Raw genomic sequence first — 22,002 nt, forward strand, 5'->3', positions numbered from 1 at the left:
TTTCTTGGTGGCTTTGGGTGAAAGAGGCCACGCGAAGGCCGCGTGGCCTCGGATCGTTAAACTGCCGCGATCGACACAACAGCACTCTTATTATCTATCGCCGGTTCCTGCGGCTTGTCGCGCTTGATCGGTTTCGGGGCGGACACTGATTTCAATGGGCAAAATCGCAGGCACGTGGCGTAGGTGGTATCGCAGTTCGTATTGCCGGAAGCCACACATGCGTAGTAAGCCTTCATGCAGGTCGGACAGTTGGGCTGCGCGGTGGCTGGCTGCGCGGAGAACAGCGACCCTGCGGCGACGGCGGCTAAAGCCAAAAAGGACAGTCGTATATTCATGCTTACGTCTCCCTGATGCTCCGTTATTGGAGCCTCTGAATAGTCCGCCGCCTCCAATACGATGAAGTGAGATCCGCGACAGCTTTCGGTGTAGGGAAAGGCTGATTTTTCTGAGCGCCCACGCCGCCTTTCGCCAAACCTTTTATGGAAAACAGGGTTATAGCGAAGACTCGCGAACAAAGACGCCCATATTCGGCGCGCGATCAGGAAACATCTCGTCCGGCTGCCACCTATTCCGGCGGACGCGAACCATCGATGGCGTCCTGTTCCGTTTTGTGGATGGCGGTTCGATGCGCGAGAACCCTGTCATGTTGAAGCTCGAGGCGCTCGATATACCGACAGCGACGATCAGCCGTCCATTGCGCATCCGTTGCAGGTGCTCCATCTCCAATGCCAGCAGAGCATGGGAGTGTTCTCTGAGAAGCTCTAGCTCGCGGACGATGTGCATGACGCGAGCTTATCCACCAACGGGATCGAACGGCATTACACCAAACGTCACCCTCGCGGTTGGCGTTTCTTTGTATCGATTGGGTACCCTTGTTAAAACAGGCACCAAGCGGGTACTAAGTGGGCACCAGTAGCAAAGAGCGGAAAGCCGAAAAGGACCGCATCACTACAGGCCATTGTTTTTACTGGTGCCCGGGGCGGGGGTCGAACCCGCATGGCCTTGCGGCCGAGGGATTTTAAGTCCCTTGCGTATACCAGTTTCGCCACCCGGGCTGGTGCAGGAGCTTGCCGTGTGCAATGCGGCAGGCGGCGCGCATCGTAGCATGTGACGATGCGCGGGCCGGCGAGCGGTTGGGTTCAGAACAGGCTTTTGAAGATGTGGATGCCGGCGCTGTACTCGCCGATGATCGTGCCTACGCTGACCAGGAAGAAGTTGAGCAGGGTGCGGGCGACGCGGTTCTTCCACCAGCCGCTCCAGTGCACGATGTCGTCGCGCAGCGTATCGAAGTCGACCACTCGCGGGCGACGCACCCACGCTTCGGCCATCGCACTGATGCCACCGGCGGGAATGCCGGGGCGGAACGGCTTGATCGGCGCGGCGATGAAGGCGGCGAGGATGCTGAGTGGATGGCCGCCGGCAACGAGCGCGCCGAGTGCGGCGAAGCCGCCGGTGAAAAGCACCCATGCCATCAATGCCTGCGTGCCCAGCGATGCGTTGCGATGGAATGCCCACGCGATCGCCGCGAACACCAGCAACACCAGCGCCACTGCCAGCCATTTCGGCCAGCGTGCCTTGGGTGGTGTGGCTGCCAGCCTGGCTACCGTGGCGGCTGGATCGTCGAGCTGTTCGCGCAGCAAGCTGGTCAGGCCCTTGAGGTGGCCGGCGCCGATCACCACCAACACGCGACGCGGTTCGTCGGAGGACGAACGTGAGGCTTCTTCGCGCAGGCGCGCCGCCATGAAGACGTCGCGCTCACCGATCAGGCTTTCGTACAAGGGCTTCGATTCGCTGGCGAATTCACTGAATGCGCTCTCCAGCAGGTCACCCTGTTTCAGTTTCTCGATTTCGGCCTGTTCGATGTCTTCGCGCTCGAACACACTGGCAAGCAGCCCGCCGAGCAGGCCAAAACGCTGCCAGAAGCCCACGCTGTGCCACGCGCGCTTTAGCGTGGTGCCCACTTCGCGATCGACCAGCCATAACGGCAAGCCGCGCTGATCGGCACCATCCATTGCAGCTTTCATCTCGGCGCCGGGCTGGATGCCCGACTGGTCAGCCAGGCGCTTCTGGAACGTCGACAGCACCAGGCTGGCAGCGACCATGCCGGCCTTGCCCTGGCGGATCACCTTGAACAGATCCATCTGCTTGAACGCTTCCGGATCGCGCATGCTCTGCGCGCGGCTGTCGCACAGCTCCACCGCAACCGCATCGAAATGCTGGTGCGCCAGCAGCGCATCGACCGCTTCCACGCTGCTGCGCGAAACATGAGCGGTGCCCAGCACCACGTATTCCACGCCGTCACGCGTCACGCGCTCGATCGGCTGACCCTCGAGGGCGTGCAGCAAGGCAAGGTCGGTTTCGGGAACACTCATGCGGTCAGCAGGCCGTTTCGGAGGGAAATCCAAGCATGGGGACGACGGTCATGCGGAACAAGCTCGGTCGCCGCGGCATTCAGTCGCGAAAGCGACGGAGCAGGTCGGCATACGCATCGATGCGACGATCGCGCAGGAACGGCCAGATCCGCCGTACATGTTCGCTTCGCGCCAGGTCGATCTCGGCCAGTAGCAGTTCGCGTCCATCGGTGCCGGCCTGGGCGAGAAATTCGCCTTGCGGGCCAGCGACGAAACTCGATCCCCAGAACTGGATGCCGGCGCCGACCTTGCTCGGATCGGCTTCATGGCCGGTCCGGTTGCATGCCAGCAGCGGCAGGCCATTGGCCACCGCGTGCCCCCGCTGCACGGTGATCCAGGCGTCGCGCTGGCGATCTTTCTCGGCCTGGTCGTCGTTCGGATCCCAGCCGATCGCCGTGGGATAAAGCAGCAGCTCGGCACCAGCCAGCGCCATCAGGCGCGCTGCTTCGGGATACCACTGATCCCAGCACACCAGCACGCCAAGGCGGCCGACCGAAGTGTCGATCGGGTTGAAACCGAGATCGCCCGGAGTGAAGTAGAACTTTTCGTAGAAGGCGGGATCGTCGGGGATGTGCATCTTGCGATAGACGCCAGTGATCGCCGCCGAGCGGTCGAACACGACTGCGGTGTTGTGGTACAGACCAGCGGCGCGGCGCTCGAACAGCGAGGCGATCACCACCAGTTTCAACTCCTCGGCGAGCTTGCCGATACGCGCAGTGCCCGGGCCTGGGATGCTCTCGGCCTGGTCGAAGATCTCGACCGATTCGTGCTGGCAGAAATATGGGCCGTTGTGCAGTTCCTGCAGCAACACCAGCTCGACGCCGGCAGCGGCCGCTTCACGCAGGCCGGCCTCGATCGCATCGAGATTGGCATCGCGACTGCCGCGATCGGTTTCTTGCAGCAGCGCGACTTTGAGGGTGCGCGGAGATCGGGCATGGAGGGTCGTCATGCGGTCATTATCGCAAGACCGCACGGCGATGTCCCTCACCTGGACGTGAACGTGTGCGATTACTGTCGCAGCGTGCTCTCGTTGACCTGCACGTAGTAGATGTTGCCCGCCTGGTTCACCCGCTGGTCGCCGTTGCCGTTGAATAGCCCGGTGGCGGCACGGAAATCGTTCCACTCGTACTCCGGAACGGTCACGCAGCCGTCGGTGCCGGTGTGGCTGTAGTCCGCCTTGCCGGCGTGCAACTGGAACTCGTTGCCGCCCGCGGTTTTGTGGTCGCGTTGCCCGTCGTTGCCGAACACCCCGTCGCCGTTGAGGTCGCCTTGCACCTGGTAACCGCCGTTGGCCGGGGTGTAGAGCTTCTCCAGCGTGCCCCAGCCGTCGGTCTGCTGGCCGTCGGGGCCGGTGGAGAGCTGGATGGTCTGGCCGTCCGCCAGCCGTGTCGGCGCGTAGGTGCGGTGCCAGGACATGGTGTCGAAAGACTGGTACCAGGGGGTGTCGTTCTTCGCGTATTTGCCGACCTGGCCATCGTCGGCACTGCCGGGAAGGTCGAAGTCGTTGAGCAGGCCGTCGCCGTACTGGGTGGTCGGGTCCTGGCTGGAATCGAACTCGCGCGCGCTCACGCCACCGGATGTCTTCTGCAGGACCACAAATCGGTCGTCATAGACGCCTTCCTCGTTGTTGGCCGACAGCGTGGTGTCGTGGCGCACCGCCAGGATCACCGGCTGACCGCTCTGATAGGCCTTTTTGGCGTCGTCGGAGGTGGCCGGGTTGTCGAGAAAATTACGTTCGTAATAGGCACCACGCTCGGCGTCGGTCATGCCGATGGTGGTAGGCATCTTGCCGTTTTCGAGCGTATCGCTGGTGGCGCCAAGCGTGTCCCCATAGCCCTCGTTGCGCAGCTGGCTCAACGCATCGACACGGCTCATTCCGTTGGTGCGCATGCTCAGCACCTGGTCATTGAGGTCGTGCTGCAGGGCAGTGCGTTTGATCATCACCTGCTCGCGTGCAGCGACCAGTTGTTTGTACTGTGCCAGCGACAGGGGCTTGCCGTCGGCACCGCGCAGGTTCTTCATCGCATCGCCGCTGGTGGCGCCCTGGTCTTGCGCGCGCACCTGGTGCAGGTTGGGGATTTGATTCTCTTGCGCGGTGAGGTTGTCCTGGGCGATGTCGAGCCCGGCCTGCGCCACCGCCGAGCGCACCGCCGGGTCGTTGGGATGGCGCGCGAGGATCGCGTCGGCGCCTTCGGACTGCACCGATTGCTTCAGTTCGGCGCGGGCGCCAGACAGGTTTTCGGCAGTGGCCTCACCGACGCGGAAGTTGGTGGTGCCGGCGTTTTTGACGGTGTCATTCTCGGCCGTGGCGAGGTCGCCGAGGGCACGTTCGGAGTCGATGCCCTTGATCGCCGCGTCGACCTCACTGTCGTTATAGCGCCTGGACACGACTTGTTCGGCCACCTCCTGGCTGAGCCCGCCGCGCTGGGTCTCGTTGGCAATCTCCTGACTCAGTTCCTGGCGCAGTTGGGTGCGCAGCTGGTCGGTCTGCTGCTGCAGGTCGGTGCAATCGTGGCCGCGGCGTGCCGCATCATGGATGCGCGAAACCAGGCCGTCGATCTGCCCGACCAGCCGGTGGATGGTGTCGGAATGTGCCGTGGTGGCTGGCTGCGCGGTATGTGGGGACGCGTCGAAACGGATGGGACCTAGCATGGCTTGCCTCCTGGCATGGGGAGCGGCGCGGACGCTCACGGGGAAACCGGATGCAAGGGGGGTGCGTTCCGGCTGCCGTGTCACGCTAGCCAAGCGGTCCGCGGCCCGCAATTAGGGCAGACCCTAGATGGATGCCAATCCACGGCGCTTTCGCGTGCGGGCGAATCGTCGCGATGCGGGGCGCTGCCACGCCGTGCGATGGCGGATCGTCGCGCGGCTCAGTCGACCAGACCGGTCGGCAACTGCATGGTGATGCAGTGCAGGCTGCCGTTCTGCCAGATCAACGGGCGGCACGGCACCTGCACGATTTCACGACCAAGATGCGCCCGGCCGATGATGCGGGCAGCCTCGTCATCGACCGGGTCGCCATAGGCCGGCACCAGCACGGCGCCGTTGACGATCAGGTAGTTCGCGTAGGAGGCGGCGAGCCGACGATCCTCGTCGAGGATGGGTTTCGCCCACGGCAACGGATACAGCTCGTATGGACGGCCATCAACGGTGCGCAACGCAGCCAACTCGCCGGCCATGCGCTGCAATTCGTCGTGGTGCGGATCGCTGGCATCGTCGCAGGCCTGGAACACGATGCCCTCGCCGGGGGCGAAGCGGGCGAGGGTGTCGATGTGCGCGTCGGTGTCGTCGCCTTCGAGATAGCCGTAATCCAGCCACAACACGCGGTTGGCGTGCAGGCCCTCACGCAGGATCGCGCTCATCTCTTCGCGCGACTGCTCGGGATGGCGTTGCACCAGGCAACGCCAGGTGGTGAGGATGGTGCCTGCACCATCGCTCTCGATGCCGCCGCCTTCCAGCGCCCAGTCGATGCGCTTGTGCGCGGCGTGGCCGAATACGCCGGCGTCGACCAGGCCGGCGACCAGCGCGTCGTCCTGCTCGGCGCCGAACTTGCCGCCCCAACCGGTGAAGCGGAAGTCGGTGAGTTGGAAATGTCGGCGGGAATCGGCGGCGTCACCACCTTGCAGCGTGATCGGGCCGGAGTCGCGCAACCAGGTATCGTCGTAGGGCAGTTCGACGAAGCGGACTTTCGAGATGTCCACTTCGGCCTCGCGCAATTGGGCCAGCACATGGACGTGCAGGGCGGCGTCGGCAACCACGATGATGAGGCGCTGGAAGCGGGTCACGGCAGCGGCCAGCGCCACGTAGGTGGTTTCCACCGCGGCCAGGCGGTCCGCCCAGTCGGTGCCGGCATGCGGCCAGGCTATCAGCACCGCAGCCTGCGGTTCCCATTCCGCCGGCAGGCGCAAAGAGTGGTCGGTCATGTGGGCAGTCTCATGCGGGGAGGCTGCGAAGTGTACGACGTGATTGTCGCGCACACGAAAACGCAGCCCGTGTCATCACGGGCCGCGTCGTCGAGTTATCAGGTCAGTTGACGGCTGCCGGATTGGTGTTGTTGCCGGCCGGCGTGTTCAGCACCGAGTGGATCACGTGGCTGTGCTCGAAATAGACAATGAAATTCGAGTATTCCCAGCGATTGATCTGCGGGTGTTTATGGGTGTCGCCGCCGCGCGGCGACAATTTGCGCTGCGGCGTGCCCCAGGTTTTTTCGACCTGGCTCATGCTCAAGCCGCGGCTGGGCAGGTTCATGCCGTTTTCCTGCTGCACGCGATGAATCAGCAGGTTGTCTCCATGCTGGCGCGACTGCGCGGCGTTTGCCAGCTGCGGCCCGGCCAGACCGGCGACCGCGGCCAGCATGACGATGATCGGCAAACTGCGTGTGAACTTGACCATGGCTCCCCCTCTCCATACAAGGCTGTATGCGGCGTCGTTGTAGCAGAACTGCCCATGCTACGCCATGCTGGCCCGCACCGATTGCGATGGATTGGGCATTCGGAGATCGCGGAACCGCCAGCCGGTTCGTCGGGAATGATGCCATCACCGCTATCATGGGCGGCTGCAGATGACTGCATGCCCGTTCCGGACGCTGTTTTTTCATGATTTCCTTTCGACACTTTGCCCTGCGCCGCGGCACCCGCCTGCTGCTTTCCGATATCGACCTGGTGATCCAGAGCGGCTGGCGGCTTGGCGTGATCGGTCGCAATGGCTGCGGCAAGTCCAGCCTGTTCGCCGCCCTGCAGGGCAAGCTGGAGGGCGATGCCGGCGAGCTGGAGATGTCCGGCAAGCTGCGCCTGGCCTCCGTGGCGCAGGAAACGCCGGCGCTGCCGGACGCCGCGATCGATTACGTGCTGGGCGGCGACGAAGAACTGGCCGCGGCCATGCTCGCCGAAGCCGAAGCTGGCGATCGCGGCGACATGGAAGCGATGGCGAAGGCACACCACCGCATCGAGGAGTTGAACGGTTACGACGGCCGCGCTCGCGCCGGCCGGCTGCTGCACGGCCTGGGCTTTCCGCCGGAAACCCACGAACGCGCGGTGCAGGAATTTTCCGGTGGCTGGCGTGGACGGCTGAACCTGGCGCGCGCGCTGATGTGTCCGTCCGACCTGCTGCTGCTCGACGAGCCGACCAACCATCTCGACCTCGACGCCGTATTGTGGCTGGAGGAATGGCTGCGCCGCTACCAGGGCACCTTGCTGATCATCTCGCACGATCGCGAATTCCTCGACGGCGTGATCACCCATACCCTGCATCTCAACGACGGCAAGGCGAAGCTCTACAGCGGCAACTACAGCGCGTTCGAGCGCCTGCGCGCCGAGCAATTGCGCCAGCAGCAGATCTCGCACGAGCGCGAACAGGCCGAGCGGGCGCACCTGCAGTCCTTCGTCGATCGTTTCAAGGCGAAGGCCAGCAAGGCAAAGCAGGCGCAGTCGCGCATGAAGCGGCTGGAGAAGCTGGCTGGCACCGAGGCAGTACGCGCCGACCGACCCTTCAGTTTCCAGTTTCCGGTGCCGGGTCGGCTGCCCGATTCAATGTTGCAACTGGAAGACATCACCGCCGGCTACCTGGCCGATCCTTCCACGCACGACAACGAAGTGGCGAACATCGTGCTCGCCGACGTGCGCTTCAGCATCGAGGCCGGCGAGCGGATCGGGTTGCTCGGACCCAACGGCGCCGGTAAATCCACGCTCGTGAAAACCCTGGTGGGCGAGCTGGAACCGTTCGGCGGCGAGCGAAAGGCGCACAAGGATCTGAAGATCGGCTATTTCGCCCAGCACACGGTGGAAAGCCTGCGCGAAGGCGCGAGTCCGCTCGACCACCTGATGGACAAGGCGCCAGGCGTCGCGACCCAGGTCATGCGGGACTTCCTCGGCACCTGGAATTTCGCCGGTGACCGTGCGTTCGAATCGGTGGACGGTTTCTCCGGCGGCGAACGGGCGCGGCTGGCGTTGGCGCTGATCGCCTGGGACAAGCCGAACCTGCTGCTGCTCGACGAACCGACCAACCATCTCGACCTGGACATGCGCGAGGCGCTGGCTGACGCGTTGGCCGACTTCGATGGTGCTTTGGTGCTGGTCTCGCATGATCGCCACTTGCTGGGCATGGTCTGCGACAGTTTCTGGCGTGTCGCCGATGGCGTCGTGGAAAGCTTCGATGGCGACCTGGACGATTACGCACGCTGGCTGAAAACGCGCGGTGCCGCGAACAAGAAGGCAGCGAAGGCCGGCGCGGCACCGAAACCGATCGTGGTGAAGGTGGTGGAGGTTTCGCCGGAGGAACGCCGCCGCCAGACCGCCGCCCAGCGCGACAACGAAAAGGCCTCGCGCCAGCGGGTAAAGAAGATCGAGACCCGCACCGCCACCATCGACACGGACCTGGCCGCGCTCGAAGCCCAACTGGCTGACCCGGCGACCTACCATGGCTCCACCAGCGAAATGATGCGGCTGAGCCAGCGCCAGACCGAGCTGCGCCGCGAGAAGGAAGCGCTGGAAACCGAGTGGCTGGCACTGGTCGAACAACTGGAAGCCTAGGCATGTCGACGCCGGAGCACATGTTGCAATTGTGGCTGCCCGCACTGGCGCACTTCGAGCCGGCTCATCCGCTGCGGGCCTGGTTGCCGCGTGCCAACCGGCTGGCCGATGGAGGAACCGGTTACCTGGGCGGGCTCGGCGATTATTTCCCGGATGTCGACAGTCATGTGCCAGCTGCAGCCATCACCCGTGAATTTCTTGCCGGCGATGCGGGCGGTGCGACCTGGCTGTCGGCCGATCCGGCCTGGGTGCAGCCCGACATGAACGGTGTGCGCCTGCTCGCCTGCGGCCAACTGCAATTGAGCATGGACGAGGCGCAAGCCTTCGCCGAAACGCTGCAACCCGTCTTCGACGAGGCTGGCCTGCAACTGCGGATTTCCACACCGGATCGATGGCATCTGCGCATGCCGGATGCAACATCGCTGCCCGTTTTTGCCGCGCCCGAGCAGGCGCTGGGCGAAGACCTGTCGCAGCATTTGCCGCAAGGTGTGGAAGGCCGGCGCTGGCGCGTGTTGCTCAACGAGATCCAGGTATTGCTGCATCAGCATCCGCTGAACGCCGAGCGGCGTGCCCGCGGGCTGGCACCGGTCAACAGCTTGTGGCTGTGGGGCGGTGGCCAGTTGCCGGATTCGCTGCAAACCCGGTTGCATGGCGTGATCAGCGACGATCTGCTGTTGCGCGCACTGGCCGGTCGCGCCGACGTCAAGCAACAGCCGCGCACGCCCGAGGTCATTGCCGCCGCCGGCCCGGGTTGGTTGATCGATCTGCAAGACCTGCCGGCCAGCGACATCGCATCGTCGTGGTGGCCAACGCTGCAGACCCTGTTTGAACGTCAACCCCTCGTCCTGCATTTCGCCAGCGCCGAACGCTGGCAACGCAAGCCTTCGCACCGTTGGCGCATCTGGCGTGGAGCAGGACGTTGAGCCTGCTGCAGTTGCGCCGCCGCGAGCGCAAGGGCGAGCCCAGTGGCTGGCCTGAATCGGTGCATCCGGTATTGCAGGAGATCTACGCGGTGCGTGGGGTGCTCGATCCCGACCAGGCTGAACATCGGTTGGCGCGATTGCTCTCGCCACAGCTGCTGGGAGGCATGGCGCAGGCGGTCGATTTGCTGGTCGAGGCGATCCGCGACGACTGGTCGATCCTGATCGCTGGCGATTATGACTGCGACGGCGCCACGGGCACCGCCGTGGCGGTGCGCGGACTGCGTCTGCTGGGTGCGAGAAAGGTCGACTACGCCATCCCGAACCGTTTCGTGCACGGTTACGGATTGAGCGCCGCGTTCGTGGCGTCGATGCAGTCGACGCCGCAGTTGATCGTCACCGTCGACAACGGCGTGGCCAGCCTGGCCGGCGTGGCGGCGGCGAAAGCGCGCGGCGTCAGGGTCATCGTCACCGACCACCACCTGCCCGGCGAGCAGTTGCCCGCTTGCGACGCCATGGTGAATCCAAACCTCGTCGGCGATCCGTTTCCCAGCAAGATGCTGGCTGGGGTAGGGGTGATGTTCTACCTGCTGCTGGCCTTGCGTGCGCGTTTGCACGAGCAGGGCGCGTTCGGCGCGGTGAAGCCTGACCTGTCGTCACTGCTCGACCTGGTCGCGCTCGGCACCGTGGCTGACCTGGTGCCGCTGGATTTCAACAACCGGGTGCTGGTCGAGGCCGGCCTGCAACGCATGCGCAAGGGTCGCGCCTGTGCCGGCATCACGGCGTTGATCGAGGTCGGCAAGCGCAGTCTGGAGTCGTTGTGTTCCAGCGATCTCGGCTTCGTTGTGGGCCCCCGGTTGAACGCCGCAGGGCGACTGGAAGACATGCGCCTCGGCGTCGAATGCCTGCTCACCGACGACGTGGCGCAGGCGCGTCGTTGCGCAGCCCAACTCGATGCGATCAACCGTGAGCGTCGCGACCTGCAGGCTTCGATGGTGGCCGAGGCCGAGCAGATGGTGGTCGGCCTTACCGACATCGACGCGATTGGCGTGGCCTTGTTCGAACCGTCATGGCACGCCGGTGTGATCGGCCTTGTCGCCTCGAAGCTGAAAGACCGGCTGCATCGTCCCGTGATCGCGTTTGCACCGGCCAGCGATGACGATACCGACAACCTGCGTGGTTCGGCGCGCTCGATTCCCGGCTTTCATATCCGCGATGCACTGGCCGTGATCGACGCGCGTCAGCCGGGTCTGATCGAGCGTTTTGGTGGTCATGCGATGGCTGCAGGCCTGAGCCTGAAGGCGGGCGATTACCCACGTTTCGCCACTGCCTTCGACGCGGTCGCGCGCGAATTGATCGACGCCGAGCGCCTGCAGGCGGTGCTCTACACCGATGGCGAGCTTCCGCCCGGTGCCGCGTCGCTGGATCTGGCCCGGCAGTTGCGTCATGCCGGTCCCTGGGGCCAGGCCTTTCCCGAACCGCTGTTCGACAACTTGTTCGAATGCGCCAGCTGGAAGGTGATGGGCGAGCGTCACCTGCGTCTGCAACTGCGCGACCCACGCGACGGCGCGGTACACGATGCGGTGATGTTCAACGCTTACCACGGCCAGCCACCGCCAAGCGTCATGCGCGCTGCCTACGAGTTGACCATCAACGACTGGCAGGGTCGTGAGGCTCCGCGACTTCTGTTGCGCCACATCGCTCCTGCATGAAACGGCGACGATAGCGTTTGGTGATCTCAGGTTTGGGCTGAATCGATTCGGCCGGGCATCTTTTGCACAAAGGGAACCTTGATGGTCTCCAAGGGTCTGCAGTTTTGCGCAAATTTCATGCGCATCCAGAACATCGCCAGGCAACAACGCCATCGTGTCTCAGGGAGGATTCTGTTTGAACACGCGTCGTTCGGTATTGATCGATCCGATCCGTCGCGGAGTGGCGTTCGGCATCGCACTGTCGCTTCACTTCATGCTCTTGATCACCGTGTTGCGCTTCGCTGGCCGTGAGCCGGACCGGCCCGCCGATCATCGAGACAATGAAAAACCCATGCTGCTTAGGCTCTTCGCCCCATCGGTATCTCCGCCGGTGCAACCGGGAAAACCTGCAGCTGGTGCGACCGCCGGAAACACTCATCGAATTGCAGGTCAAGCAGCGCCACGCGTCCCCGCGATGCGGATGCCAACACCGCATGTTGCTGCACAGGTTTCTACGGCACCGCTGGTCGCCCCCCGTTCCGATGCGCCAGCAACGACCACTAATAATCACGCCGAAGAGAATGACGGTGGCTTCGGCGAACGTTTGTCGCAAGCACGACAGGGCTTTCGCGCCGCTCGGCGGCTGCCAGGTTCCAGCGTGCCGCGGGTCTCCGGCATTGAATTGATCGATCGGGACGAGCAGGGCATAGCCGCCCTGGCGAAAAAGACACAGCGGCTATTTGGCATCACCGATCGTCATTGCATCGATGTCGATGTCTGGAGCCGTCTGACGCCCGATGAGTTGAGCGAGCGACATATTTCACCCAATGACGTGGATCGGGTCAGTGATGCCCATCACTGCAATCGACCACTGGGTTTGAGTTTTTGACGATGGCAAGGAATCAAGCTCACTGTCTGCGGGTTTTTCACGCGGTCTGATTCAAGCTGCGGACAAACCCGTCAAGGAGAATGCTCGTGATCGCTCAGATCGAAGGACTACCCGCCGGCACATTGGGTTTTCGTGCTCATGGCCAGGTCACGGCCGCGGACTACGAAAACATCATCGTGCCTGATGTCGAGGCGGCGTTCGCACTCAACCGCAAGTTGCGGATGTTGTACGTCACCGCCGAAGACTTTACCGGTTTCGATCCTGGCGCCATGTGGGACGACGCCAAGCTGGGCATGCGCCACTTCAGCGGCTGGGAACGTGTTGCCCTGGTGACCGACGTCGCCTGGCTGCGGACGGCGGCGGCTGCCTTCAGTTTTGCCCTGCCGGCTGAATTTCGTCTATTCCGGAGTGCCGAGCTGGATGAGGCCATGCATTGGATAGCCGAGGCCGCTGATGTCTAGAAAAGCACTTGCCAAGGCAACGGCAATCTGTTCAAGTTGGCCCATGCATTTCGTCGCCACCAGCCTCTGCAACCTTGCTGCGCTTCCCGCGCAGGGCCTCGTGCTGGCCGGCAACAACAATAATCGCGCGAATAATAACGCCAACCTCCGGTGGGCCCGCGCGTAGCAACAAGTCTCCACGAAACGATACGCGACGAAGGCCCGCCCAGTGCGGGCCTTCTGTTTTTTTGCGCGCGAATCCGTTCGCGCGAGGCAAAAACCGGCCATCCGTGGCCGTACTTACCAACAAGCCGAAACAACCGACGAGGCCAAAACTCATGTGTTCGATCCTTGGAATGTTCGACCTGCAGCCGGGCGATGACCTGGCGGCGCTGCGCGCTCTTGCGTTGGAACTGTCGCAGCGCCAGCGTCATCGCGGGCCGGACTGGAGTGGCGTCTTTGTCGATGCCGGCGTGATCCTGGTGCACGAGCGGCTGGCTATCGTGGACCCCACCAGCGGGGCGCAGCCGCTGCGTTCGCGCGACGGCGCACTGGCGTTGGCGGTGAACGGCGAGATCTACAACCATCGCGAACTGCGGGCGTCCAGCCGCTACGATTTCACCACCGGTTCGGACTGCGAAGTGATCAACGCGTTGTACCGCGAGCAGGGCAGCGATTTCGTGGGCAGGCTCAATGGCATTTTCGCGTTCGCGTTATGGGATAGCGAGGCGCAGCGCTATCTGATTGCCCGGGATCCGATCGGAGTGTGTCCGCTGTACTGGGGCCACGACGCACAAGGGCGGCTATGCGTGGCATCGGAGATGAAGGCGTTGGTCGGGGTGTGCGCGGACTTGGCGCCGTTTCCGCCCGGCCATGTCTACGACAGCACCAGCGGCGAACTGCAGCGTTACTACGTGAAGCCTTGGCGCGAGTATGCATATACCCGTGGGCACGACATCGCTGCGCCGGCCCTGCGGCAGGCATTCGAACAGGCCGTGCATCGCCAGTTGATGACCGACGTGCCGTATGGCGTGCTGCTGTCCGGTGGCCTGGATTCCTCGCTGGTCGCCGCCTGCGCCGCGCAGTTCGCACGCGAGCGGGTCGAGGACGACGACCGCAGCGAAGCCTGGTGGCCTCGGCTGCATTCGTTCGCAATCGGGCTGGACGGCTCACCCGATCTGGCTGCCGCCCAGGTTGCCGCCGACGCGCTGGGTACCGTGCATCACGGTTTCATCTACACCTTCTGGGAGGGCCTGGACGCGCTGCCGGAAGTGATCCGGCACATCGAAACCTATGACGTCACCACCATCCGCGCGGCTACGCCGATGTACCTGCTGGCGCGGCGCATCAAGGCGATGGGCGTGAAGATGGTGCTGTCCGGCGAAGGTTCGGACGAGATCTTCGGCGGCTATCTGTATTTCCACAAGGCACCGTCGGCCGAGGCCTTCCACGAGGAAACCGTGCGCAAGCTCGACGCGCTGCACAGCTACGACTGCCTGCGCGCGAACAAGGCCATGATGGCCTGGGGCGTGGAGGCGCGCGTGCCGTTCCTCGACCTGGAGTTCATCGACGTGGCGATGAGTCTGGACGCGCAGCACAAGATGGCGGGGCGGGGGCGGATCGAGAAGGCGGTGCTGCGCGAGGCCTTCGACGGCGCATTGCCCGACGCGATCCTGTGGCGGCAGAAGGAACAGTTCAGCGACGGCGTCGGTTACGGCTGGATCGACGGATTGAAGGCGCATGCCGAACAGGCCGTCAGCGACCGTGAATTTGCGGCAGCGGCGGCGCGCTTCCCGTTCAACACACCGGCTACCAAAGAGGCGTACTTCTACCGGCGCATCTTCGAACAGCACTTTCCCGGCGAGGCCTGCGCCGCCACCGTGCCGGGTGGCAAGTCGATCGCCTGCTCGTCGCCGGCTGCACTGGCGTGGGATCCGGCGTTCGCCAACGCCGCCGACCCGTCCGGCCGGGCGGTCAAGGGAGTGCACCAGCAAGCGCTGGCCTGACCCACTCTTGCAGGAGCGACTTCAGTCGCGATGCTCTTGCCCAGGCTTCAAAGGAAAAAAGCATCGCGACTGAAGTCGCTCCCACAGGAGAGCGGCAAGCGGCGGGAAGGGCGGGTTCGCGCATGTGGGCCGGGAATAACCGGTCTGTTATTCTAGGCAGCTTGCATCCATCGCTGATATCACCATGATCGAGACCAATCCCATCCTTGCGCAGATCGCCGACATTCGTGGGCGCGTCGAGTCGCTTCGGGGGTATCTTTGACTACGCTACAAAAAGCGAACGCCTGGAAGAAGTAAGCCGCGAACTGGAAAGCCCCAAGATCTGGGACGATCCGGCCCGCGCGCAGGAACTGGGCCGTGAACGCGCCCGCCTGCACACCATCGTCAATGGCATCGACACGATGACTGCCAGTCTGACCGATGCCAGCGAGTTGCTGGACATGGCCGTGGCCGACAGCGACGACGAGACCGCGCAATCGGTGATCGACGACCTGGCCAGGCTCGAGGCACAGGTCGGCAAGCTGGAATTCCAGCGGATGTTCTCCGGCAAGATGGATGCGACAAACGCATTCGTCGACATCCAGGCTGGCGCCGGTGGCACCGAGGCGCAGGACTGGGCCGAAATGCTGTTGCGCATGTATTTGCGCTGGTGTGAGGCGCGCGGCTGGAAGACCGAGCTGATGGAAGTCAGCGGCGGCGACGTAGCTGGAATCAAGTCCGCCACATTCCGTGTCGAGGGCGATTACGCGTATGGCTGGCTGAAAACCGAGATCGGCGTGCACCGGCTGGTGCGCAAGTCGCCATTCGATTCGGACAATCGCCGGCACACCAGTTTCACCTCGGTGTTCGTCTCGCCGGAAGTCGAGGATGACATCGACATCGACATCAATCCGGCCGACCTGCGCACCGACGTCTACCGTTCCTCCGGTGCCGGCGGTCAGCACGTCAACAAGACCGAATCGGCGGTACGCATCACCCACATCCCGACCAATACCGTGGTGGCCTGCCAGACCGGCCGCAGCCAGCACGCCAACCGCGCCACCGCGATGAAGATGCTGGCGGCGAAGTTGTACGAACTGGAAGTGCAGAAGCGCAACGTCGAGCGCGATGCGCTGGAAGCCACCAAGTCCGACATTGGCTGGGGCAGCCAGATCCGCAACTACGTGCTGGACCAGAGCCGCATCAAGGACCTGCGTACCGGCATCGAACGCACAGATACGCAAAAAGTGCTGGACGGCGACCTGGACGAATTCATCGAGGCCAGTCTGAAATCCGGCCTTGAAGCGGGTTCGAAACGCAGCGACGCCTGATTCTTTTTCCCCCGCCGAAGCCCCTTGCCGGAAATCCGCATGACCAGCGATAACGCCACGCCCGCCGCCGAAACCAGTGAACCGGTACAGGACGAGAACAAACTCATCGCCGAGCGCCGCGAAAAACTGAAGGCGCTGCGCGGGCAGGGCATCGCGTTCCCGAACGATTTCAAAGTGGACAGCTTCGCCGGCGACCTGCAGGCCGAGTTCGCCGCCAAGGACGCGCACACGGCCGAAGTCATCGAAGCCGCCGCTCGTCGGGTGAAGATGGCCGGACGCGTCGTGCTCAAGCGCGTGCAGGGCAAGGTCAGCTTCGTGCAGTTGCAGGATTTCAGCGGACGCATCCAGTTGTTCGTGCACGCCGGCACAGTGGGCGACGTGTACGACGCGTTCAAGGGCTGGGACGTGGGCGACATCGTTGGCGCCGAAGGCGTGCTGATGCGCACCAAGACTGGCGAGCTGTCGGTGCGCGTCGACGGTTTGCGCCTGCTGACCAAGAGCCTGCGTCCGCTGCCGGACAAGTTCCACGGCCTGGCCGACGTGGAGCAGCGCTATCGCCAGCGCTACGTCGACCTCATCGTCACCGAGGAAGCGCGGCGTACCTTCATGTTGCGCTCGAAGATCATCGGCTATATGCGCCAGTGGCTGGAGGTCCCGTCGCGTCGCTTCATGGAAGTCGAAACGCCGATGATGCACATGATCCCCGGCGGCGCCACGGCCCGGCCGTTCACGACCCACCACAACGCGCTGGATCTGGATCTCTATCTTCGTGTGGCGCCGGAGCTGTACCTGAAACGGCTGGTGGTCGGCGGCTTCGACCGTGTTTACGAGATCAACCGCAACTTCCGCAACGAGGGTGTGTCGACCCGGCACAATCCCGAATTCACGATGCTGGAGCTGTACCAGGCGTATGCCACCTATCACGAAATCATGGATCTCACGGAAGGCCTGATCCGCGATACCGCACAGTCGGTACTTGGCGGCACGGCGCTCGACTGGGATGGCGCGGCGATCGACGTCGGCCCGGCATTCCGCCGCTGGCGCATGGATGACGCCGTGCTCGAACACAATCCGCAGATCGAGCGCGGGGAACTGCGCGATCGCGACGCGATGGCCGCGCATGCGAAGCGCCTCGGGGTACAAGTGAAACCCAGCTACGGCTGGGGCAAGCTACTGCTGGAGATCTTCGAAAAGACCGTCGAGCACACCCTGATCCAGCCCACTTTCATCACCGACCATCCGGTCGAAGTGTCGCCGCTGGCGCGCGAGAGCGATACCGACAAGGGCATCACCGACCGCTTCGAGCTGTTCATCAACGGCAAGGAGCTGGCCAACGGCTTCTCCGAGTTGAACGACCCGGAAGACCAGGCCGCGCGCTTCCAGGCGCAGGTCGACGCCAAGGATGCCGGCGACGACGAGGCCATGCATTTCGACGCCGACTACATCCGTGCGCTGGAAGTGGGCCTGCCGCCAACCGGTGGCCTCGGCATCGGCATCGACCGTCTGGTGATGCTGCTGACGGGCTCGGCCTCGATTCGTGATGTGCTGCTGTTTCCCTATATGCGACCGGAGGCTTGAACCATGTGGTACGCCATCATCGGCACCGACAACCCTGACTCGCTGGAAGCGCGCAAGTCCGCGCGTCCGGCGCATCTGGCCCGCTTGCAGCACTTGCAGGATGAGGGTCGCATGCTGCTGGCCGGGCCTTTCCCGGCGATCGATGCGGAAGACCCGGGTCCGGCTGGCTTCAGCGGCAGCCTGATCGTCGCCGAGTTCGGCTCGCTGGCCGAGGCGGAAGGTTGGGCCGCGGCCGATCCTTACGTCGCTGCCGGCGTGTATCGCGAAACCACGGTCAAGCCGTTTCGCAAAGTGCTGCCGTGAACACGAGTCCGCCGGCAGTCGGGCGAGCTGTGGCCGAGCAGATTCGCGAGCGCCTGCAGGCGAGGTTTGCGCCAACCGAACTGGACGTGCTCGATGAAGGCCACAAGCATGCCGGCCATGCGGGCGAGGGCAAGGGTCACTTCCACGTGCGGATCGTCAGTGCGGCCTTCGCCGGGCAGCTGCCGATCAAGCGTCATCGAATGATCTACGCTGCGCTGGAGGGCTTGATGGATAACGGCATCCACGCGCTGTCGATCGATGCGGCTTCAGATAAATAACAATTGATATCATATATTTACGGGACTGTTTTCAAGTGAAAGTTGTCCTGAAAACGCATTGCAGTGCCGCTCCACGTTTGGCACAGTGGCCTCTTGCCCGGCTAGGTGGGCTTTACCGATGACCTGTTGATGACCCCATGCGTCTGAGCACCATAAAACTCGCCGGTTTCAAGTCCTTCGTGGACCCGACCACCCTGCATTTGCCGAGCAACATGATCGGCGTGGTCGGTCCGAACGGTTGCGGCAAGTCCAACATCATCGACGCGATCCGCTGGGTGATGGGCGAGAGCGCGGCCAGCCGCCTGCGCGGCGATTCGCTGACCGACGTGATCTTCTCCGGCTCCAACACGCGCAAACCGGTGGGACAGGCGACGGTCGAGCTGATCTTCGACAACGCCGACGGTTCGATCCAGGGCGAATACGGCCAGTACGCCGAGATCTCGGTGAAGCGCCAGGTCACCCGCGACGGCCAGTCCGCCTACTTCCTCAACGGCGCGCGCTGCCGCCGTCGCGACATCACCGATTTGTTCCTTGGTACTGGCCTGGGCCCGCGCAGCTACTCGATCATCGAGCAGGGCATGATCAGCCAGATCATCGAGGCGCACCCGGAAGAATTGCGCACGCATCTGGAAGAGGCGGCCGGCATCTCCAAATACAAGGAGCGCCGCAAGGAAACCGAAAGCCGCATCAAGGCCACTCGCGAGAACCTCGACCGCGTGCGCGATGTGCGCGACGAGGTGGACAAACAGCTCGATCACCTCAATCGCCAGGCTCGCGCGGCCGAACGCTGGAAGGCGCTGAAAGAGGAGCAGACGCGCAAGGAAGCCGAGTTGCGCGCGCTGGAATATCGTGGCCTCAAGAGCCAGCACGATGGCGAAGGTGTCGACTTGTCCACTGCCGAGGTGGAGATCGAAAAGCAACTGGCCGGCCAGCGCCAGATCGAGGCGCAGCTGGAAAGCGTGCGCGAGCGCCATACCGACGCCAGTGAGCACCTGAATTCGGTGCAGGGCGAGGTTTACAAGGTCGGCGCGGAGATCGCCCGTGTCGAGCAGCAGGTTCGCCACAACCGGGAAACCGCCGACCGTCTGCAACGCGCCCATGGCGACGCCGAGCGCGAGCATGGCGAACTGGCTGCTCACATCGCCACCGATCGCGAGCAGGTCGAGGCACTGCGGCTGGCGCTGGCCGAAGGTGACCCCAAGCTCGAAGCGCTGCAACAAATGCAGGACGACACGGCGGAGGCGCAGCGCGACACCGAGGCCAAGCTGGCCGACTGGCAGCAACGCTGGGACGCCCACACCCGCAACGCCGGCGAATCCAACCGGGCCGCCGAAGTGGAGCGGACCAAGCTCAATTATCTCGATCGCCAGGGCATGGACCTGTCGCGCCGGCGCGAAGCGCTGGAAGCCGAGCAGAAAGCCACCGACGTGGCCGCGCTGGATGCCGCCGGCGAGCAGTTGCACAGTGAACATGACACCCAGCGTGAGCGCGTTGAAACGCTGGGAAGCCTGCTCGACCAGCACAAGACCAGCCACGAAAAGGTGCAGGAAGAAGAGCGTCAGGTGCAGTCGGCGTTGAACGAAGCGCGTCAGCAATTGCAGACCGCGCGCGGTCGGCACGCTTCACTGGAGGCGTTGCAGCACGCTGCGCTGGGCCAGGAAGAAAGCGCCGCCAGCGGCTGGCTCGCCCGGCTCGGATTGAACAAGTCGCGCCGTCTCGGTGAATCGCTGCAGGTCGAGGCAGGTTGGGAAACTGCAGTGGAAACCGCGCTGACCGGTTTCCTCGATAGCGTTCTGGTGGACGGCTCGCACGCGCTGGCGGCCGAGTTCGAGGCGCTCGACAACGCGGATGTCGCGCTGCTCGACGCGTCCGAAGGCGGCGCGAATACCGCCGGCACATTGGCTGCGCACGTGCGCGGCCCGGCCGCGGCGATGGCGATCCTCGGACATGTGCTGACCGCCGAGTCGCTCACCGACGCACATCAGCTTGTGACTTCACTGTCGGCATTGGCGCCGTATCAATCGGTGATCACCCGCAGCGGCGAATGGCTCGGTCCGGGCTGGGCCCGCGTGCGCCGCGCGCAGGGCAGCCAGGTCGGCGTGCTGGCACGCGAGCGCGAGTTGCGCGCGCTGGTGGATCAAATCGCCCTGCTGGAAGCGCAACTGGAGGAAGCCAGCGAGCAACTCGATACCTTGCGCACCAGCAAGTTCGAGACCGAACGCGCGCGCGACGACGCCCAGCGCGAGTTGTACAACGCGCATCGGCGGCAGTCGGAATTGGCCGGCCAGTTGCAAAGCCACCGAGGCAAGCTGGAAACCGCCCGCGCCCGCGCAGAGAAGGTCAACGGCGAGTTGAACGACCTGGCTGCGCAGATCGACGAATTGCAGGGCCAGACCCGCGAGGCGCGCGCGCGCCTCGACGAGTCAGTGGGCCTGATGGGTGATCTGGAAGACCAGCGCCGCGAACTGGAGAACGAGCGCCGCGCGCTGCTCGAAGCGCGCGAGGAAGCCCGCATGAACGCGCGCGAGGCAGCCGACCAGTCGCACTCGCTCGCCCTGTCGCTCGAGTCCAAACGCTCGTCGCTGACATCGCTGGAACAGGCGCTGGGCCGCATGGACGGTCAGCTGCGCCAGATAGAGGCACGCCGCAACGAAATCACCGAACAGCTCGCCGCCGGTTCCGATCCGATCGCCGAGCTCGAAGCCGAACGGCAGGCTTACCTGGACCAGCGCCTGCTCGTCGACAAGCAGTTGGTCGAGGCACGTCGCGCGCTGGAAGATTGCGACGCCGAATTCCGCAAGCTGGAGCAGCAGCGCCACCTGGCAGAACAGGCTCTGTCGAGCCTGCGCGAAAGTCTTTCCGAGAAGCGCCTGGCTGCGCAAGCGCTGCACCTGCGCGCCGAGCAACTGGCCGAGGCGATCACCGCGTCCGGGCTCGAACTGGAAACGCTGCTGTCGGAACTGGCCGAGGACATCGACGCCAACCAGTGGCGCCAGCAGCTCGGCGACATCGGCCAGAAGATCGCCCGGCTGGAGCCGGTGAACCTTGCCGCGATCCAGGAACACGCCGAACAGAGCGAGCGCAAGACCTACCTGGACAATCAGCTGGCCGACCTGGTCAGCGCGATGGAAACGCTGGAGGGCGCGATCAAGAAGATCGATCGCGAAACCCGCCAGCGCTTCAAGGAAACCTTCGACAAGGTCAATGCCGGTGTGCAGGCGCTTTTCCCGCGGCTGTTCGGTGGCGGTCATGCCTACCTGGAGCTGACCGGCGACGATCTGCTCAATACCGGAGTGACCATCATGGCGCGCCCGCCCGGCAAGCGCCCGTCCAACATCTCGCTGCTGTCAGGTGGTGAGAAGGCGTTGACTGCGGTGTCGCTGGTGTTCGCGATCTTCGGCCTCAACCCGGCACCGTTCTGTCTGCTCGACGAGGTCGACGCGCCGCTGGACGAAGCCAACGTGGGTCGCTTCTCCAGCCTGGTGCGCGAAATGAGCGAGCAGGTCCAGTTCATCTTCATCAGCCACAACAAGGCCACCATGGAGGCCGCGACCCAGCTGTGCGGCGTGACCATGCGCGAGCCGGGCGTGTCGCGGCTGGTGCAGGTGGATCTGGCCGAAGCGGCTAAACTGGCAGGAGCTGCCTGAGG

Annotated in this window: 19 protein-coding genes and 1 tRNA gene; 11 read left to right on the forward strand and 9 right to left on the reverse strand. The window is 64.0% G+C overall.

The window, feature by feature from the left end:
* Positions 1 to 56: 56 nt before the first annotated feature.
* The 8 genes from ACPPVV_RS08335 to ACPPVV_RS08370 form a co-directional block, all read right to left on the reverse strand.
* Entirely contained in the window at positions 57 to 335 is a 279-nt protein-coding gene (locus ACPPVV_RS08335) for a hypothetical protein (RefSeq protein ID WP_426702985.1), read from the reverse strand.
* Positions 336 to 492: 157 nt separating this feature from the next.
* Positions 493 to 783 (reverse strand): hypothetical protein, encoded by a 291-nt coding sequence (locus ACPPVV_RS08340; RefSeq protein ID WP_426702986.1) that lies wholly within the window; start codon positions 781 to 783, stop codon positions 493 to 495.
* Between the two features lie 185 nt (positions 784 to 968).
* Positions 969 to 1,055 (reverse strand) — tRNA-Leu (locus ACPPVV_RS08345).
* Between the two features lie 84 nt (positions 1,056 to 1,139).
* Positions 1,140 to 2,372 (reverse strand): TraB/GumN family protein, encoded by a 1,233-nt coding sequence (locus ACPPVV_RS08350; protein WP_426702987.1) that lies wholly within the window; start codon positions 2,370 to 2,372, stop codon positions 1,140 to 1,142.
* Positions 2,373 to 2,451: 79 nt separating this feature from the next.
* On the reverse strand, positions 2,452 to 3,360 hold the full coding sequence (locus ACPPVV_RS08355; RefSeq protein WP_426702988.1) for a carbon-nitrogen hydrolase: 909 nt from the start codon (positions 3,358 to 3,360) through the stop codon (positions 2,452 to 2,454).
* 59 nt (positions 3,361 to 3,419) lie between these two features.
* Positions 3,420 to 5,063: a hypothetical protein gene (locus ACPPVV_RS08360; protein ID WP_426702989.1), complete on the reverse strand. Its 1,644-nt coding sequence runs from the start codon at positions 5,061 to 5,063 to the stop codon at positions 3,420 to 3,422.
* A 218-nt stretch (positions 5,064 to 5,281) separates the two neighbouring features.
* A complete protein-coding gene (locus ACPPVV_RS08365; protein WP_426702990.1) occupies positions 5,282 to 6,334 on the reverse strand; it encodes an agmatine deiminase family protein in 1,053 nt (350 codons plus the stop codon).
* A 103-nt stretch (positions 6,335 to 6,437) separates the two neighbouring features.
* The gene (locus ACPPVV_RS08370; RefSeq protein ID WP_426702991.1) at positions 6,438 to 6,803 is read right to left on the reverse strand and encodes a hypothetical protein; all 366 of its coding nucleotides are present in this window, start codon (positions 6,801 to 6,803) and stop codon (positions 6,438 to 6,440) included.
* Between the two features lie 203 nt (positions 6,804 to 7,006).
* Between ACPPVV_RS08370 and ACPPVV_RS08375 the strand changes: the two genes are divergently transcribed.
* From ACPPVV_RS08375 to ACPPVV_RS08395, 5 genes are all read left to right on the forward strand, one after another.
* Complete coding sequence (locus ACPPVV_RS08375; RefSeq protein ID WP_426702992.1) at positions 7,007 to 8,938, forward strand: ABC-F family ATP-binding cassette domain-containing protein; 1,932 nt, start codon at positions 7,007 to 7,009, stop codon at positions 8,936 to 8,938.
* A gap of 2 nt (positions 8,939 to 8,940) precedes the next feature.
* A complete protein-coding gene (locus tag ACPPVV_RS08380; RefSeq protein ID WP_426702993.1) occupies positions 8,941 to 9,861 on the forward strand; it encodes a phosphoglycerate mutase in 921 nt (306 codons plus the stop codon).
* Positions 9,858 to 11,570: a single-stranded-DNA-specific exonuclease RecJ gene (recJ, locus tag ACPPVV_RS08385; protein ID WP_426702994.1), complete on the forward strand. Its 1,713-nt coding sequence runs from the start codon at positions 9,858 to 9,860 to the stop codon at positions 11,568 to 11,570. Before ACPPVV_RS08380 ends, recJ begins: the two co-directional genes overlap by 4 nt.
* 175 nt (positions 11,571 to 11,745) lie before the next feature.
* The gene (locus tag ACPPVV_RS08390; protein WP_426702995.1) at positions 11,746 to 12,438 is read left to right on the forward strand and encodes a hypothetical protein; all 693 of its coding nucleotides are present in this window, start codon (positions 11,746 to 11,748) and stop codon (positions 12,436 to 12,438) included.
* Positions 12,439 to 12,524: 86 nt separating this feature from the next.
* Positions 12,525 to 12,899 carry an STAS/SEC14 domain-containing protein gene (locus ACPPVV_RS08395; RefSeq protein ID WP_426702996.1) on the forward strand — a complete coding sequence of 125 codons (375 nt, stop codon included), beginning with the start codon at positions 12,525 to 12,527 and terminating at the stop codon, positions 12,897 to 12,899.
* Between the two features lie 31 nt (positions 12,900 to 12,930).
* Here ACPPVV_RS08395 and ACPPVV_RS08400 read toward each other — a convergent pair whose 3' ends face one another.
* Entirely contained in the window at positions 12,931 to 13,218 is a 288-nt protein-coding gene (locus tag ACPPVV_RS08400; protein ID WP_426702997.1) for a hypothetical protein, read from the reverse strand.
* On the opposite strand from ACPPVV_RS08400, the gene asnB reads away from it, so the two are divergent.
* The 6 genes from asnB to smc all read left to right on the forward strand — a co-directional run bounded on the left by asnB (position 13,217) and on the right by smc (position 22,000).
* Positions 13,217 to 14,884 carry an asparagine synthase B gene (asnB, locus tag ACPPVV_RS08405; RefSeq protein WP_426702998.1) on the forward strand — a complete coding sequence of 556 codons (1,668 nt, stop codon included), beginning with the start codon at positions 13,217 to 13,219 and terminating at the stop codon, positions 14,882 to 14,884. The genes ACPPVV_RS08400 and asnB overlap by 2 nt on opposite strands.
* A 184-nt stretch (positions 14,885 to 15,068) precedes the next feature.
* Positions 15,069 to 16,194, forward strand: a protein-coding gene (prfB, locus tag ACPPVV_RS08410; protein ID WP_426702999.1) for a peptide chain release factor 2 whose coding sequence is annotated in 2 segments (ribosomal slippage) — positions 15,069 to 15,143 and positions 15,145 to 16,194 — 1,125 coding nt in all. Because the reading frame shifts where the segments join, the coding sequence is not laid out codon by codon here.
* Positions 16,195 to 16,233: 39 nt separating this feature from the next.
* Positions 16,234 to 17,772: a lysine--tRNA ligase gene (lysS, locus tag ACPPVV_RS08415; RefSeq protein WP_426703000.1), complete on the forward strand. Its 1,539-nt coding sequence runs from the start codon at positions 16,234 to 16,236 to the stop codon at positions 17,770 to 17,772.
* A 3-nt stretch (positions 17,773 to 17,775) separates the two neighbouring features.
* Positions 17,776 to 18,075 (forward strand): YciI family protein, encoded by a 300-nt coding sequence (locus tag ACPPVV_RS08420; RefSeq protein ID WP_426703001.1) that lies wholly within the window; start codon positions 17,776 to 17,778, stop codon positions 18,073 to 18,075.
* A 29-nt stretch (positions 18,076 to 18,104) separates the two neighbouring features.
* On the forward strand, positions 18,105 to 18,353 hold the full coding sequence (locus ACPPVV_RS08425) for a BolA family protein (RefSeq protein ID WP_426703198.1): 249 nt from the start codon (positions 18,105 to 18,107) through the stop codon (positions 18,351 to 18,353).
* Between the two features lie 137 nt (positions 18,354 to 18,490).
* Entirely contained in the window at positions 18,491 to 22,000 is a 3,510-nt protein-coding gene (gene smc, locus ACPPVV_RS08430) for a chromosome segregation protein SMC (protein ID WP_426703002.1), read from the forward strand.
* Positions 22,001 to 22,002: the final 2 nt, after the last annotated feature.

It is taken from the genome of Rhodanobacter sp. Col0626 (assembly GCF_049994385.1).
Classification (GTDB): Bacteria; Pseudomonadota; Gammaproteobacteria; order Xanthomonadales; family Rhodanobacteraceae; genus Rhodanobacter.

Bases quoted from the DNA above. Each gene is read 5' to 3' on its own strand.
- ACPPVV_RS08335 (WP_426702985.1), bottom strand. From the start codon at position 335: ATGAATATACGACTGTCCTTTTTGGCTTTAGCCGCCGTCGCCGCAGGG.
- ACPPVV_RS08340 (WP_426702986.1), bottom strand. From the start codon at position 783: ATGCACATCGTCCGCGAGCTAGAGCTTCTCAGAGAACACTCCCATGCT.
- ACPPVV_RS08350 (WP_426702987.1), bottom strand. From the start codon at position 2,372: ATGAGTGTTCCCGAAACCGACCTTGCCTTGCTGCACGCCCTCGAGGGT.
- ACPPVV_RS08355 (WP_426702988.1), bottom strand. From the start codon at position 3,360: ATGACGACCCTCCATGCCCGATCTCCGCGCACCCTCAAAGTCGCGCTG.
- ACPPVV_RS08360 (WP_426702989.1), bottom strand. From the start codon at position 5,063: ATGCTAGGTCCCATCCGTTTCGACGCGTCCCCACATACCGCGCAGCCA.
- ACPPVV_RS08365 (WP_426702990.1), bottom strand. From the start codon at position 6,334: ATGACCGACCACTCTTTGCGCCTGCCGGCGGAATGGGAACCGCAGGCT.
- ACPPVV_RS08370 (WP_426702991.1), bottom strand. From the start codon at position 6,803: ATGGTCAAGTTCACACGCAGTTTGCCGATCATCGTCATGCTGGCCGCG.
- ACPPVV_RS08375 (WP_426702992.1), top strand. From the start codon at position 7,007: ATGATTTCCTTTCGACACTTTGCCCTGCGCCGCGGCACCCGCCTGCTG.
- ACPPVV_RS08380 (WP_426702993.1), top strand. From the start codon at position 8,941: ATGTCGACGCCGGAGCACATGTTGCAATTGTGGCTGCCCGCACTGGCG.
- asnB (WP_426702998.1), top strand. From the start codon at position 13,217: ATGTGTTCGATCCTTGGAATGTTCGACCTGCAGCCGGGCGATGACCTG.
- ACPPVV_RS08400 (WP_426702997.1), bottom strand. From the start codon at position 13,218: ATGAGTTTTGGCCTCGTCGGTTGTTTCGGCTTGTTGGTAAGTACGGCC.
- lysS (WP_426703000.1), top strand. From the start codon at position 16,234: ATGACCAGCGATAACGCCACGCCCGCCGCCGAAACCAGTGAACCGGTA.
- ACPPVV_RS08420 (WP_426703001.1), top strand. From the start codon at position 17,776: ATGTGGTACGCCATCATCGGCACCGACAACCCTGACTCGCTGGAAGCG.
- smc (WP_426703002.1), top strand. From the start codon at position 18,491: ATGCGTCTGAGCACCATAAAACTCGCCGGTTTCAAGTCCTTCGTGGAC.